The sequence below is a fragment of the Pedobacter chinensis genome (assembly GCF_003339865.1).
In the GTDB taxonomy this organism is placed as follows: domain Bacteria; phylum Bacteroidota; class Bacteroidia; order Sphingobacteriales; family Sphingobacteriaceae; genus Pedobacter; species Pedobacter chinensis.
The window spans coordinates 168558-183057 of record NZ_QPKV01000010.1 but is presented as its reverse complement, the minus strand read 5'-3'; the positions used below and the strand labels follow the sequence as shown (position 1 = coordinate 183057).

Genomic DNA, 14500 nt, shown 5'->3' with positions numbered 1-14500 from the left:
ATGACGATCGTTCATGGTTGGTGCTTATGCATTGTGCCCATTACGCCTTGCTTGGTGTTTTATGCATCATGCCTAGCCACCACGTCATGCTGAACGTGTTTCAGCATCTTTCCTGCTATTCGTTCATGCTATTAAGGTCCTGAAACAAGTTCAGGATGACGATCGTTCATGGTTGGTGCTTATGCATTGTGCCCATTACGCCTTGCTTGGTGTTTTATGCATCATGCCTAGCCACCACGTCATGCTGAACGTGTTTCAGCATCTTTCCTGCTATTCGTTCATGCTATTAAGGTCCTGAAACAAGTTCAGGATGACGATCGTTCATGGTTGGTGCTTATGCATTCTGCCCCATTACGTCTTGCTTGGTGTTTTATGGCATCATGCCTAGCCACCACGTCATGCTTAACGTGTTTCAGCATCTTTCCTGCTATTCGTTCATGCTATTAAGGTCCTGAAACACGTTCAGGATGACGATCGTTCATGGTTGGTGTTTTAGGCATTGTGCCCATCACGTCTTGCTTGGTGTTTTATGCATCATGCCTAACCACCACGTCATGCTGAACTTGATCTTTCTTGCCTGGCAACTATGCTACTTAGTTCCGAAACAAGTACAGGACAACCATTGCCATCACAATTTTATCCTCTGCTCCTCCCAAATATGACACCCCGCTTAAATTAATACAAATCGAAACTTTTATCTTCGATAATTCGTTAATACAAGCACATGAGAGGTTTTCGTTTTTCTGATTATAATCCAGGCAATACGCCAGCGGGTGGATTTAAAGATTTGTTAAAATTATTTAGCGAATTGCTTAATTATACTGCAGGTGATGCGGGAGAAGCTTTAAGCTGGCTGAACGAACTCGATAAGCAATACAATTTAACCAACGATGATTATGGCATCGGGAATTTTATTGATGACCTTAAAGATAAAGGCTACTTAACTGAAAATAATCAAACAGGTGAATTTAAAATCACAGCCAAAACAGAGCAAACCATACGCAAATCAGCCCTCGATGAAATTTTTGGAAAGCTAAAAAAATCAGGCAGGGGAAACCACAACAGCAACCAGTCTGGTATTGGAGAAGAGAAAAATGCCGATAGACGTGAATATAATTTTGGAGATAGTTTAGATCAGATTGATATGACTGCATCTATCCAAAATGCTCAGATTAATCATGGAATCAGCGATTTTACTTTAACCGACAGAGATCTTGAGGTTGAAGAAAAAGATTTTAAAACCTTAACTTCCACTGTTTTGATGATTGATATCTCCCATTCAATGATTTTATATGGTGAAGATAGAATTACACCAGCTAAAAAAGTTGCAATGGCCCTGGCTGAACTGATTAAAACAAAATATCCGAAAGACACCTTGGATATAGTGGTTTTTGGTAATGATGCCTGGCCGATTACCGTTAAAGATTTGCCTTATTTGCAGGTTGGCCCTTACCACACCAATACTTATGCAGGATTGGAATTAGCTGCAGATTTGCTTCGCAGAAGAAAAACGCATAACAAACAAATCTTCATGATTACAGACGGGAAACCGACTTGTTTGAAAGAAAATGGCAAATATTACAAAAACAGTATGGGGCTGGATAGAAAGGTAATTAATAAAACTTTAAACATGGCAGCGCAATGCAAACGCCTGAAAATTCCTATTACCACATTCATGATCGCAAAAGATCCTTATTTGCAACAATTTGTACGCCAGTTTACAGAAATTAATGGCGGAAGAGCATTTTACAGTTCTTTAAACGGATTGGGTGAATATATTTTTGAAGATTACATTAAAAATAGACGTAAGACAGTTAAATAGTCCGAAGTCTTTAGTCCGAAGTCGGAAGATTAAAGGCTTTAACAGACACTTACAAAGTAACAAGAAAGATTGGAGTGAGTTTACACTTATTTAGACGGAAACTTTTAACCTTATTAACTTACAACATTTAAACTAAAAGATGCAAAACACCACATTAGGCGAATTAAAAACTACGGGATATCGATCAAGATCTGTTAAAGAAGAACTTAGAGACAATCTGATCAAGGTGCTTAGAGATAAAAAAACAGAGTTTGAAGGCATTATTGGTTATGATGAAACAGTTATTCCAGAGCTGCAAACTGCAATTTTATCTCGCCACAACATATTACTTTTGGGTTTACGCGGACAAGCAAAAACCAGGATTGCCCGTTTAATGGTTAATCTTTTAGATGAATTTGTTCCTTATGTTGCAGGAAGTGAAATTTTCGATGACCCATTAAATCCGATTTCCTGGTATGCAAAAAACGAAATTGCAACCAAAGGCGATGAAACTGAAATTGCCTGGTTACACCGCAGTGAACGCTATACTGAAAAATTAGCTACGCCAGATGTTACCGTTGCAGATTTAATCGGTGATGTCGACCCAATTAAGGCCGCAACATTAAAATTGACCTATAACGATGAACGTGTAATTCATTTTGGTTTAATTCCCCGTGCGCACCGCAGCATTTTCGTCATTAACGAGCTCCCCGATTTACAGGCAAGGATTCAGGTGGCATTATTTAACATGCTACAGGAAAAAGACATTCAGATTCGTGGTTTCAAATTACGTTTACCACTGGATATTCAATTTGTGTTTACGGCAAACCCTGAAGATTACACCAACCGTGGAAGTATTGTTACACCATTGAAAGACAGGATTGAAAGCCAGATTTTAACACACTACCCTAAAAGCATCGAGATTTCCCGTAAAATCACTTTTCAGGAAGCCAGAATAACAGAAGAACAAAAAGCAAATATTGAAGCCGATGGATTGGTAAAAGATCTGGTTGAACAGATTGCTTTCGAAGCCCGTAAAAGTGAATACATCGATCAAAAATCGGGTGTTTCGGCAAGGTTAACCATTTCTGCTTACGAGAATTTAATCAGTACTGCCGAACGTAGAATGCTAATTTCAGGCGAGAAGAACACATTTGTCCGTTTATCAGATTTAGCTGGAATTATTCCTGCAATTACGGGTAAAATAGAATTGGTTTATGAAGGCGAACTGGAAGGTCCGGCGCATGTGGCCACTACTTTAATTGGGAAAGCAGTTAAAACCTTATTTGCCCGTTATTTTCCAGATCCGGAAAGGGCCAAAAAAAGCAAAACGGCAAATCCATATACCGAAATTACCGAGTGGTTTACCGAAGGAAATAATCTCGACGTGACCGATACTTTAACCAATGCTCAATACAAAAAAGCATTAATGCTTGTACCAAGCTTATATGATTTAGTGAAGAAATTCCATCCTAAATTAAGCGAAAATCAAACCTTGCTTTTAATGGAATTTGTGTTGCATGGATTAGCAGAGTATTCTCAGTTAAGCAAAAACTACTTAAATGGCGGCTTTGGTTTCTCTGATATGTTCGGCAGTTTATTTAATGCTGAATTTGATGAAGAAGATGAAGATGATTTCAGATAACAATTAAATATTTTAATTTCTTTAATTTATTAGCTTTGACAACTTTCCCCGCAAAGAAAGTGGCAAAGCTTTTTATTTAAAATATTAGTCCTATAACATGGGAAGATTACCAATATTAGTAACTGCAAGCATATTTATTATTGCTTTTGATATATACTGTTACAAAGCCATTATCTCTGTTTTCAAAAACTGGGGGCACAAAACAAAAAAAGTATTCGGAATTTTATATTGGGGTTATAGCCTACTTTTAATTCTTGGTGTTTTCTGCGGCATTTATTTAAACTTATTTCTCACTTTAAGAGCCATTATTTTAGTTGCTTTCTTTTTAACGGTAGCCTGTAAACTAGCCATGTTACCATTCTTGCTCATTGATGATCTGCGAAGATTGTTCATCTGGTTGTTTAAAAAAAACAGGGGAATTAAGCCAGCCCAAAAAACAGAAAAAAATGTTCCGGCAGATATTGAAACCATTTCGCGTTCAGAATTTTTGGTTAAAGCAGGTTTAGTAGCAGCGGCTGTGCCATTAACATCATTAAGCTGGGGCATCATTTCCGGTGCTTATGATTATCAAATTAGAAAAGTAAACCTGATTCTGCCTAACCTTCCAAAAGCTTTTGATGGAATAACGATGGCACAAATTTCTGATATCCATTCTGGTAGTTTTTATAACAAAACCGCAGTTAAAGGTGGTGTAGAAATGTTGTTGGCCGAAAAACCGGATTTTGTGTTCTTTACCGGAGATTTGGTAAATAATCTAACGAATGAAGTAAGGGATTATCAGGATATTTTTTCAAAAGTGAAAGCACCACTTGGCGTTTATTCATCATTAGGAAACCATGATTATGGCGATTATTTCTTTGGAAGAGAATCATCTCCTGCCAAGGTAAAAAACCTTAAAGATATGGTTGATGTGCATAAAATCATGGGTTATGATTTATTAATGAATGAAAACCGCAGACTAAAGGTTGATGGTGAAGAAATTGGGATTCTGGGCATCGAAAACTGGGGAATGGGTCGTTTTCCTAAATATGGTAAAATGGAACTGGCCGTTAAAAATACCGATGATTTACCAGTTAAACTTTTATTAAGTCATGATCCATCACACTGGCGGGGCGAAGTTTTAGAGAAATACCCGCAAATAGATGCTATGTTTAGCGGCCATACCCACGGAATGCAGTTCGGTGTTCGCCTGAAAGAATACCAATGGAGCCCGGTTCAATATATTTATAAAGAATGGGCAGGTTTATACCAGGAGCAAAAACAACAGCTTTATGTTAATGTTGGCTATGGTTTCTTAGGTTACCCAGGCAGGGTAGGAATTTTACCTGAAATAACAATTTTCACTTTAAAAAGAGCTTAATCAGAAACAATTGAATTTTTGAGGTAGAGAATAATGAATGATTGAATGAATTTACATGTCGTAAAATTCACTCAATCGCTAATTCAATCACTATTTCTATCCCGCGTTAAAGCGATATCCTACACCACGTACAGTTTGCAATAGCTGAGGATTATCAGGGTTCAATTCTATTTTTTTACGCAAGCGAACAATGTGCATATCCAGCGTTCTGGTGTTCACATCAGAATTATAACCCCAAACCACCAGCATCAACTCATCACGGTTGATTACTTTACCCGGATTGCGCAAGAAATACAGCAGAATACGATTTTCCAATATGGTTAACTCAATTTTCTTCCCATCTCTAAATAAGGTATGAATGTTAGGGTGATGCTCCATATTACCGAAACGATGAATTTCGGCGGTATCCTTGTTCACAATAAATTTCACTTTACTTTCCAGCATCGCCACCAATACATCCATGTTAAACGGTTTGGTAATATAGTCTGATGCGCCAAAGTTATAAGCATCAATTTTATCTACATCCTGCGCTTTTGCAGTCATCATAATGATCAGATTCTCGAAGCCCTGCTTACGTACATTTTCGCAAACCTCAGCGCCTTGTTTTCCAGGCATCATCCAATCTAACAAAACAATATCAGGTTGGTCAGCAATGATCATTCGCTCGCCCGATTCGCCATCGTTAGCTTCCAGTACATTATAGCCTTCAGTTTTTAATCGATGTGCTACCAAAAAGCGAAGATTTTCATCATCCTCAACAATTAATATTTTTACTTCTTTAGACATTTATATGTGTGTTTATTATGAGTTATAAAGTTAAAAGGTTGTAATGTAAGGTTAAAGGCAACATCACCACATTTAATTTTACAATATTTAACATTTTTAAGTTTCAACTATTTATTTGAAAGTCTGTCAAGGTAACATTCGAACTTTACAACATTTCAATTTTAATTATTATTATATTTATGATTACTTGGTAACATTACTTCATTCAAAATTACAATTGTTTAATCACTGCTAAGTTTCAACTACTTTATTTGAAAGTTTGTCAGGTAACATTACAACATTCGAACTTCACAACATTTCAATTATTATAAGGCAGCACAATTTTAAACTCTGTGCCACGCCCTACTTTACTTTTTACCGAGATTTCTCCCTGCATAAAGTTAACCAGTTCTTTGCAGAAAGCCAAACCTAGTCCTACACTTCCCATTTGGTTATACTCATTCTGTATTCTGAAAAACTTTTTAAAGATATTATTTAATTCTGATGATGGTATTCCTATTCCCTTGTCGGTAAAACGAAAAACCAATACTCCCTTTATTAATTTTGCACTAATATGTAATTTCTTATTGGCAGGCTTAGAATATTTATAGGCATTTTCGGCTAAGTTATCAAATAAACTACCCAATAAAACCGGATCTGTGATAAAGGTTCTAAAACCAACCACCTCGTAAGTTATTTTAAAATCAGGATGTTTCAGCGTGTGCGATTCTACTGTACTGGCTATAAAATCTTCAATATTAACCTCCTCCTGATTCAGCTTGATCGCCTTGTTTTCAATTTGAGTAAAAGCAAGCAGCTTATTCATCAAACCGTTTAATTTATCAGCTTCTTCATCTAAAATTTTACCGTAAAGCTGTTGTTCCTTTTGGCTGAGGGCGGTTGCGCTTTTAATGTTATTACCAGCAATTTTAATTACACTTACCGGAGTTTTAAACTCGTGTGTAAGGTTGTTCACAAAATCATATTGCAGTTTAAACATTTTACTGTTGATGTTCAGGTTCCGGTAAATTAGAAAGGCGACCAATAACAAAACGCCGTAAACCAATAACAACACTAATGCAATTGGCATGAAATAGATAAAGATCTCCTTTTTAATATATGATTTTGAAGAGGTAAAATAAAGCTTAAAATCTGAGAATGCGCCTGGTAGCGCTATTTCTGTGGTCATATTTTCATCAGAAGTATCAATCGGATCGTAAGTTAAAGGTTCAACTTCAATTTTCTGGTAAAGCAATGGCCTGGTATTAATGACTTTTATTTTATTGGGATCAAGCTGAAAAACCAGCATATCTTGCTGGTAGATGGGTAGCGGATTAAGCTTATGCCGCATCATGTTTTTATAAATTTTTAAATCTTCCCGCCTTGGTATATTCAAATAAGTGATTTTATTTGATTTAACCACAGAAAAATTGGTAAACAGTTCTTCTTGTGTAGGTACAACTGCAGTATCCAGTTGATCGACAAATGTTACCAGTTTATAAGCCATGGCATTGAAATCATCTCCGACTTTAAAAGATCTTGTATCGTATTCAGAAAATAATTTTACAGAATCAGGCGATACATTTTTACCAAATTGAAAAATAGACTTTGGACCGATTGATAAATTCCCCACATTCATTCCATCTCTTACCGGTACGTTTTTTACTTCAGTATCGTAAAAAGTAACTTTAGAAACGAATGGGTATTTTATAGTTATGGTATCTACAAATTTCGCAGCTGTTGCCGAATCTAAAAAGCCGTTATAGTATGAAATCTCGGGCATTTTGTTTTGAAAGAAATCATTATATGCCTTAATACTTTGTTCTAAAACGTTTACTTTTTCTGATACGAATTCATTCTCAATGGATTTTTTACTGAAGTTGAATGCCAGAAATAAAGAGAGAACAAAAAGAATGGAGATGAGTATGATAAAGGTAACACCTAGTGAGAAATTTTTCCGGTAACCATTTTTCTTATCCAGGGCCATAACCTATTTCTTACTCAGGTTTGTTTTTAAAAATTCTTCTAAGGCTTTATATAAAGCGGTTCTGCCTTGCTGGCGTAATACCGGGTTTGGCCCCTCTTCTTTTTCGATATAAGTTACCGGAACATTCCTTTTTTTCAACTCCTTAATAAACTGGACTCCTTCAGCAACATTTACCCGCGGATCTTTGGGATTTTGAGCAATAAAAAGCGGTGTTTTAAATCGATCGGCATGAAAAACAGGCGAGGCAAAACGCATATAGTCTGTATCCGTTATCGGATTGCCAATTATTTCGTAATACATTTGAAGGTTTGATTTTAAAAATGGCGGAATTGTTTTCAGATAACTAAATAAATTAATTACACCAGAGTTTGATCCACCGCAGCTATAAAGATCGGGATTTTTATACAAACAATTTAATGCGATATAACCACCAAATCCGTTTCCATAAATCGCTATTTTTTTAGGATTGGCAATCTTGCGATCGATTAACCAACGCACGCCATCATTTACATCTTCCTGAATTTTATCACTCCATTGTTTAAAGCCTGCTGCATAAAAAGATTTTCCATAGCCTGTTGATCCCCGGTAATTCACCTGAAGCACTGCATAACCACGATTGGCTAAAAACTGTACATCGGCGTTGTAACCCCAACTGTTTCGCCCACCAGGACCATTATGCGGTACTACAACAACTGGTAAATTAGTTGCTTTCTTATTTTTAGGCAAGGTTAAATAGCCGTTTATGGTTAAACTATCACTGCTTTTAAAGCTTATTGGCTTCATATCGCTCATCATTTCTTCTTTTATTGATGAGTTAATATCAGTAAGCTTTTTAAGCTTATTATCGCTTGCTGTGTACAAATAATATGAACCTGGGTTTTTATCGGTAAAGGTTCTGATCACAAAAACCTTGTCCATTTTGTCTTTGTCCATTATTCTCCACTCAGACCCCGGTAAAAGCTGATCTATTTTTCCGTAAGTACGCCTTGAATCATCATCCAGATAAAATTTTTCCTTTTTCCAGGTTTCACAAGTCACAAATATCATCTTCTTTTGTGTTCGCGAATACCTGGCATCAACAACATTTAAGGTATCGTTTGCAAAGAGAACCTGTTTTTCTTTGCCTGTTTTTAAATCCAGAGCAACCAACGCATTTTTATCCCGGTTAACATTTGAAATTGCGTAAAGCACATTTGGCTCCTGTTCTGAAAAAGCAATTGGCTGTAAGGTTGTTTCAAAATTATTACTGATTACAGGTTGAAAAGACTGGTTTTCATTTTCCCTGTACATCAGCGTTTCGTTTACGCCATCACTGGCAACAGCGATTTTTAAAACACCCTTATTATCGGTCATCCACTCTGTAATATTCCCTGGATTTTTAGCAGCAATATCCATTTGTCCATTGCGGACATTTAAACGATAAACATCAAAAACAGTTGAATCTCTTTTGTTGGAAGCAACAATAATGTATTTATCATCAATTAACTGATCTTCAATTACCCTTAACCTCGTTTTTTCATTGGAACTTAACTGGATTTGTTTACTTCCATCTTTATTGATCACAAAAATATCCGATCGCCTTTCTTTCGAGTCATCTTCGGTATAATAAATCAACTCATTATTGCTCGTCCAGAAATGAAAACTTATCGTTTTTTCACTTAAATGAGTTAACTGTACGCTGTTTCCAGTTGCCAGATCATCTACAAAAAGATCGAGTTTTTTATCCTGAAGTTTTAAATAAGAGAGGCTTTTGCCATCTGGCGAAATGTGGTAGTAAGCCTTATCAAATGCTTTAAAAAAATCATCAACGGGTATAGTCTGCTCCTTTTTTGGATTTTTACAAGCCCAAATCGAAACAACCAAAACCAATAGAATAATTCTCTTTAACATAAATAATTTCCTGAGGGGATAACAAAAATAAATATCTCAGCTAGTTAACCACACTTTACACTAACAATGTTACTTATAGAAACATAGCCTGGGGGCTCAATTTAGTATTTAGTAAGATAGAGACAAAATAAAATACAGGTAACATTATTATTAGAATTAAGGCTACCCTGAGGCTTGTGTAAACTAAACCCTTTTAGTTGCCGTTTTTTCTTTGGGTTTTCAGCTTTCGCCATTTTTAATTACTTTTAAGCACATACCGCAATAAAATGAATCGCATACTGCTCATCATATTCTTAATTTTTAGTACTGGAGCCAGTGCACAAATATTTCGGCCGAATCTGCAGGTTGGTCAGGATGAAAGTGCTTTAGCCATCCAATATTATCAGGAAGGTGATTATGAAAAAGCCGCTGTTTTATTAGAAAAGTTATTCCTTAAGCCTAATAGTGAAGGCTATTTTGATTTATACTTTAACTCGTTATTAAAACTTAAACAGTATGATCAGGCTGAAAAGCTTGTTAAAAAATTGCTTAAGCAAAACCCTTCTAATGATGCTTATCCCATTGCTTTGGGCAAGTTATATCAGGAAAAGGGCGATACTCAAAATGCCGGCAAAATATTTAATGAGGTCATTAACAAACTCCCAAAGGATGAATTCAGGATTAGAAATTTAGCCAATAGTTTTTATCGCTTCGAAAATTATGAATTTGCAGTTCAAACTTTTAAACAAGGAAGAAAACTTTTAGGAAACGATCAGTTGTTTACTTTTGAGTTGTTAAATATTTATCGTTTTAAAAAGGATAAACCAATGCTTATGCAGGAGTATCTGGATGCATTACCCAGTATTCCTCAAATTTTAACTCAGGCTGAGGCAGTGCTTCCAATGATTTTTGAGGATAAAACAGATTATCAGGCTTTTCAGACAGCAATACTCAGGAAAATTCAGAAGGAACCAGATGTTGAAATCTATATTCAACTATTAACCTGGAATTATATTCAACAGCAGGAATATGATATGGCGCTACGCCAGTTAATTGCTTTTGATAAACGCACAAAAGCAGATGGAGGAACATTATTCAATTCCATTTCTACGTTTGTTGATAACGGAGCTTATGAAACCGCAATTAAGGCTTATGATTATTTATTAACCAAGGGAAAAGATAATCAGTATTACTTACCATCGAAGATTGAAATGTTGAATACTAAATACAACATGCAAACTTCAGGAAAATACGCTGTATCTGATCTTGATTTACTGGCAAAAGATTATCAGTCTTTAATTGACGAAAATGGTAAAAATAAAAATACCCTATTTGCAATTAAGAAATTAGCAAACCTTCGGGCTTATTACTTAAGGCAGGCTGATCAGGCCGAAAAGGGCTTAGAAGAGGCCTTGCAAATACCTGGATTAACTGTTCAGGATGTTGGGCAGTTAAAATTAGATTTGGGCGATATTTACATTTTAACCAATCAGCCCTGGGAAGCCTTTTTAGCTTATGAGCAGGTAAGCAAGCAATTTGAAGGTCAGCCGATTGGAAACGAAGCCCGTTTCCGTAGCGCAAAACTTTCTTTTTATCAGGGAAATTTTGATTATAGTAATGGCCAATGCCAGGTTTTAAAAGCTGCAACATCACAATTGATTGCGAATGATGCTTTAAATTTAAGTTTATTAATTACGGATAACATTCAAACACCAACGGATAGCAATGCATTGAAAATGTATGCAGATGCAGAGATGTTGATTTTTCGAAATCTTCCTGCACAAGCGATAAAAAAATTAGATAGCATTGCGATTGCTTTTCCTAATCATGGATTGGCTGACGCGGTTTTGATGACTAAAGCGAGAATCCTGATTAAATCAAATGATTTCCAAAAAGCAGCAGATATTCTTAAAAAAGTAACGGAAGAATTTAAAGATGGCATTTGGACTGATGATGCACTATTTACTCTTGGCGATTTATATGAGAAAAAACTTAATGATATCGCTCAGGCACAGCTTTACTTTCAGAAACTGATAACCGATTATCCTGGAAGCATGTTTAGTGCAGAAGCCCGAAAAAGATTCAGGAGTTTAAGAGGCGATGGGGTTTAGATCAACATGAATCGTCACTATTCATGAAACATCAACACATATTTATTTATCTTTGCGATATGTTTTTGTACAACGTTACCCTAATTTTAGATGATCATGCAGCCGAAGAATGGTTGCAATGGATGCAGGAAATTCATATTCCGGAAGTAATGGCGACCGGGATGTTTGTATCTAACAGATTGCTAAAAGTTGTAGATTCTCCAAATGAGGGTGTAACCTATTGTGCGCAATATGTTGCTGAAACTTTGGATCATTATAATGAGTATCAAAGTGTTTATGCACCTGCATTACAAGAAAAATTAAACACCAAATTTAAAAATCGTTTTGTGGCTTACAGAACTTTAATGGAGTTTATCGGCTAGACTCCGAACTTTTGACCAGCGGCGCCAGACTTATTTTAACTTCTCATTATTCTTATGCCTATTGGCGTCACGAATAGTTTTCTTTTCTAGGTTTTTTGCCAAAGCATCGGTTAAATTAATACCGGTTTGATTGGCCAGACAAATCAGCACAAACATCACATCGGCCATTTCATCAGCCAGATTTACCTCTTCATCACTCTTTTTAAAAGATTGCTCCCCATATTTGCGAGCCATTATCCGGGCAACTTCGCCAACCTCTTCCATTAAAATTGCAGTATTGGTTAATTCATTGAAATACCTGATACCGGTGGTTTTGATCCATTGATCTACTGTTTCCTGTGCTTCGTTAATGGTCATTTTTTTCTTCTTCTATTTCTGATTTTATGATGCTGTCCACATCAATGCTGGCATCTTCGAGCAAGAAAACACCTGCTCCTTTTTCCCTCGCATAGGGCGTTTTTATTTCTCCAATTTTGGTAATCTTAGCAAAAAAAGGCTGTTCTCTCTTACGCTTTGGATCTTCGTCGTACGATCCACTGATCATAATTAAATCTTTAACCGGCTTATCCATCTTAAACCAATACAAGTAGTCAGCATTGTAAGAAACCGCATTTATATTTTTAAATTTCGAATAATAATTAATTGCACCTGCTTGTCCGTAATTATCGGCACGTACGAGCAGGACCGATTTATCTTTAACCTTTCCGTAAGCGATATCAACAAGTGCTGCCAATTCTTTCCAGCCTTGCATATCGGCATAATCCTGAGGCAGCTGATGGTTTTTGCCATCTTCCCACCGCAACATACCCACTCTTTCAAATCGCTTTTGATTTGCAATAATTTTTTCGGGAGAATAAAGCGGCATTATTAAAGGCAAAACATAAATAAATGATCCGATGGTAAAAGCTAAAAGCAAAACAATCCATACATAGCGTTTATAAAAAATAATCCCAAAGTATGTAGCGCCAAAAGCCAATAAAACAGGATATAATCCTAACGCATAATAATCTTTGGCCTTGAAATAACTGAAAATCAATATAGTGAAGATATAGGTTAAAATTACCCACCGATATTTAGCAAAAGGCTTATAGAAAAGTAAAGTGCCAATTCCAGCAAGCAAAACGAAAATACCTGTAGCAAAAAACAGAAATTGATTAATAAAGAAATCATTACGATTAACATACACCAGTTGCGTTCTCGCAAGCAACTTCATGTGCTTAAGCACCGGGAAATCATGATTAATTTGCCAGACAATATTTGGAGAAACAATGATTAAACCTAAAATAATTGCAAAATAGAGATGTTTATTAGTAAATATCTTTCTGGTAGGACTAATAATGATTGCAGGCAATAATCCCATCAACAGGAAAATAATATTATATTTATTTAAGAAACCAAGTGCTACCGAAATTGCGAAGTAGTAAAGGTATTTTGGTTCCTGTTTATCAAAAAATCTGATCAGATAATAAAATACGGCCGTCCAGGCTAAAACATCAAAAGAGTTGGGTTGATAAAGCGTGTTCAGTCTTAAATATGCAGAACAAATACAGGCAATGGCAACTAAACATTTTGCCAGTAAATTCCCTTTCAGGTGATCGACAATTTGCCAGCTAAACAGAATAGTTAGCGCACCAAAAGCAGCAGGAAAAAATTTAACAACATAATAACCATTTCCTAAGGCTTTAATAATCAACGAAAATAATGAGGTAAGCGGTGGAACCGAAGTAAAACCCGCTGCTAAATGATTGGCCTGATCGAGGTGTAAAAATTCATCTCTGTGCAATTCGTAAACTGAATTAACCAATACAAAAGATAAAATTAATTTTAAAATTAGGAAAAACGCAAGACAACTATATTCTGTAAGCTGGTTCGGGTTTTTATCCTTCATATTCGTTTAAGTTCAAAAAGTATTTGAAACTGTTTAAAAATGGCTTATCGATTTTACAACTCAACGGTGCGTGAGGAACGTATCGCGGCTCGATGCCTTGGTTCGTGTCTTCACGAACCAAACAATTTAATTCCTCAAAATTTAAACAGTTTCTTGAATAGATTAATTATGATTTTTGACAGCTCACTGCTTAATTAGTTACAATCGCATAGTTTAAATTTTAATTATTCCTTATTCTTTGTGTCAATTAAAATCGTAACCGGGCCATCATTTAATAAAGCGATCTTCATATCTGCACCAAAAATTCCAGTCTGTACTTTTCTTCCTGTTAAGATAGATAATTTCTCAATCATTTTCTCATAAAGTGGAATCGCAATATCTGGTTTTGCAGCCCGGGTAAAACCAGGCCGATTTCCTTTTTTTGTAGCGGCAAACAAAGTAAACTGGCTAATTAAAAGAATGTTTCCGTCAACATCGGCAAGTGCTTTATTCATCATTCCATTTTCATCGCCAAAAACCCGCATGCCTACAATTTTTTGTGCAAGCCATTCTAAATCTTCAGTTGAATCGGTATCTTCAATGCCTAAAAGTACTACAAATCCTGTTTCTATCTGTCCAGTAATATTTCCATCAACAGTGCAACTTGCTTGTGTAACTCTTTGTAAAACTGCCCGCATTTTTTAAAGCTAAAAGACTAAAGCGAATATAGGAG

General features: G+C 35.9%; 11 protein-coding genes. 5 read left to right on the top strand and 6 right to left on the bottom strand.

All coding sequences use genetic code 11. The features are described from left to right. The first annotated feature begins 724 nt into the window (after nt 1-724). The 3 genes from DU508_RS20320 (at nt 725) to DU508_RS20310 (ending at nt 4806) form a co-directional block, all read left to right on the top strand. Entirely contained in the window at nt 725-1822 is a 1098-nt protein-coding gene (locus DU508_RS20320) for a vWA domain-containing protein (RefSeq protein ID WP_115404597.1), read from the top strand. Between the two features lie 139 nt (nt 1823-1961). Next, a complete protein-coding gene (locus DU508_RS20315; protein WP_115404596.1) occupies nt 1962-3446 on the top strand; it encodes a sigma 54-interacting transcriptional regulator in 1485 nt (494 codons plus the stop codon). Nucleotides 3447-3543: 97 nt separating this feature from the next. Beyond that, on the top strand, nt 3544-4806 hold the full coding sequence (locus DU508_RS20310; RefSeq protein WP_115404595.1) for a metallophosphoesterase: 1263 nt from the start codon (nt 3544-3546) through the stop codon (nt 4804-4806). 96 nt (nt 4807-4902) lie between these two features. Here DU508_RS20310 and DU508_RS20305 read toward each other — a convergent pair whose 3' ends face one another. The 3 genes from DU508_RS20305 to DU508_RS20295 form a co-directional block, all read right to left on the bottom strand. Next, nucleotides 4903-5592 (bottom strand): response regulator transcription factor, encoded by a 690-nt coding sequence (locus DU508_RS20305; RefSeq protein ID WP_010599064.1) that lies wholly within the window; start codon nt 5590-5592, stop codon nt 4903-4905. 298 nt (nt 5593-5890) lie between these two features. Further along, nucleotides 5891-7558 carry a sensor histidine kinase gene (locus DU508_RS20300; RefSeq protein ID WP_115404594.1) on the bottom strand — a complete coding sequence of 556 codons (1668 nt, stop codon included), beginning with the start codon at nt 7556-7558 and terminating at the stop codon, nt 5891-5893. 3 nt (nt 7559-7561) lie between these two features. Further along, complete coding sequence (locus DU508_RS20295; RefSeq protein WP_115404593.1) at nt 7562-9448, bottom strand: S9 family peptidase; 1887 nt, start codon at nt 9446-9448, stop codon at nt 7562-7564. A gap of 266 nt (nt 9449-9714) precedes the next feature. On the opposite strand from DU508_RS20295, the gene DU508_RS20290 reads away from it, so the two are divergent. Both DU508_RS20290 and DU508_RS20285 read left to right on the top strand, forming a co-directional pair. Further along, nucleotides 9715-11538: a tetratricopeptide repeat protein gene (locus DU508_RS20290; protein WP_115404592.1), complete on the top strand. Its 1824-nt coding sequence runs from the start codon at nt 9715-9717 to the stop codon at nt 11536-11538. Between the two features lie 23 nt (nt 11539-11561). After that, a complete protein-coding gene (locus DU508_RS20285) occupies nt 11562-11900 on the top strand; it encodes a DUF4286 family protein (protein ID WP_233509689.1) in 339 nt (112 codons plus the stop codon). Between the two features lie 30 nt (nt 11901-11930). Here the strand turns inward: DU508_RS20285 and DU508_RS20280 are convergent, their stop codons facing one another. The 3 genes from DU508_RS20280 to dtd form a co-directional block, all read right to left on the bottom strand. Beyond that, complete coding sequence (locus DU508_RS20280) at nt 11931-12257, bottom strand: nucleotide pyrophosphohydrolase (protein WP_115404590.1); 327 nt, start codon at nt 12255-12257, stop codon at nt 11931-11933. Further along, nucleotides 12247-13788, bottom strand: a complete 1542-nt coding sequence (locus DU508_RS20275; RefSeq protein WP_115404589.1) for a glycosyltransferase family 39 protein — start codon at nt 13786-13788, stop codon at nt 12247-12249. The genes DU508_RS20280 and DU508_RS20275 overlap by 11 nt, the downstream gene beginning before the upstream one ends. Before the next feature lie 224 nt (nt 13789-14012). Further along, nucleotides 14013-14465, bottom strand: a complete 453-nt coding sequence (dtd, locus tag DU508_RS20270; protein ID WP_115404588.1) for a D-aminoacyl-tRNA deacylase — start codon at nt 14463-14465, stop codon at nt 14013-14015. Nucleotides 14466-14500 lie beyond the last annotated feature (35 nt).

Excerpts from the sequence above, each read along its gene's own strand:
- DU508_RS20280 (WP_115404590.1), bottom strand. The coding sequence starts at position 12,257 with ATGACCATTAACGAAGCACAGGAAACAGTAGATCAATGGATCAAAACC.
- DU508_RS20290 (WP_115404592.1), top strand. The coding sequence starts at position 9,715 with ATGAATCGCATACTGCTCATCATATTCTTAATTTTTAGTACTGGAGCC.
- DU508_RS20310 (WP_115404595.1), top strand. The coding sequence starts at position 3,544 with ATGGGAAGATTACCAATATTAGTAACTGCAAGCATATTTATTATTGCT.
- DU508_RS20275 (WP_115404589.1), bottom strand. The coding sequence starts at position 13,788 with ATGAAGGATAAAAACCCGAACCAGCTTACAGAATATAGTTGTCTTGCG.
- dtd (WP_115404588.1), bottom strand. The coding sequence starts at position 14,465 with ATGCGGGCAGTTTTACAAAGAGTTACACAAGCAAGTTGCACTGTTGAT.
- DU508_RS20300 (WP_115404594.1), bottom strand. The coding sequence starts at position 7,558 with ATGGCCCTGGATAAGAAAAATGGTTACCGGAAAAATTTCTCACTAGGT.
- DU508_RS20285 (WP_233509689.1), top strand. The coding sequence starts at position 11,562 with ATGAAACATCAACACATATTTATTTATCTTTGCGATATGTTTTTGTAC.
- DU508_RS20315 (WP_115404596.1), top strand. The coding sequence starts at position 1,962 with ATGCAAAACACCACATTAGGCGAATTAAAAACTACGGGATATCGATCA.
- DU508_RS20320 (WP_115404597.1), top strand. The coding sequence starts at position 725 with ATGAGAGGTTTTCGTTTTTCTGATTATAATCCAGGCAATACGCCAGCG.
- DU508_RS20295 (WP_115404593.1), bottom strand. The coding sequence starts at position 9,448 with ATGTTAAAGAGAATTATTCTATTGGTTTTGGTTGTTTCGATTTGGGCT.
- DU508_RS20305 (WP_010599064.1), bottom strand. The coding sequence starts at position 5,592 with ATGTCTAAAGAAGTAAAAATATTAATTGTTGAGGATGATGAAAATCTT.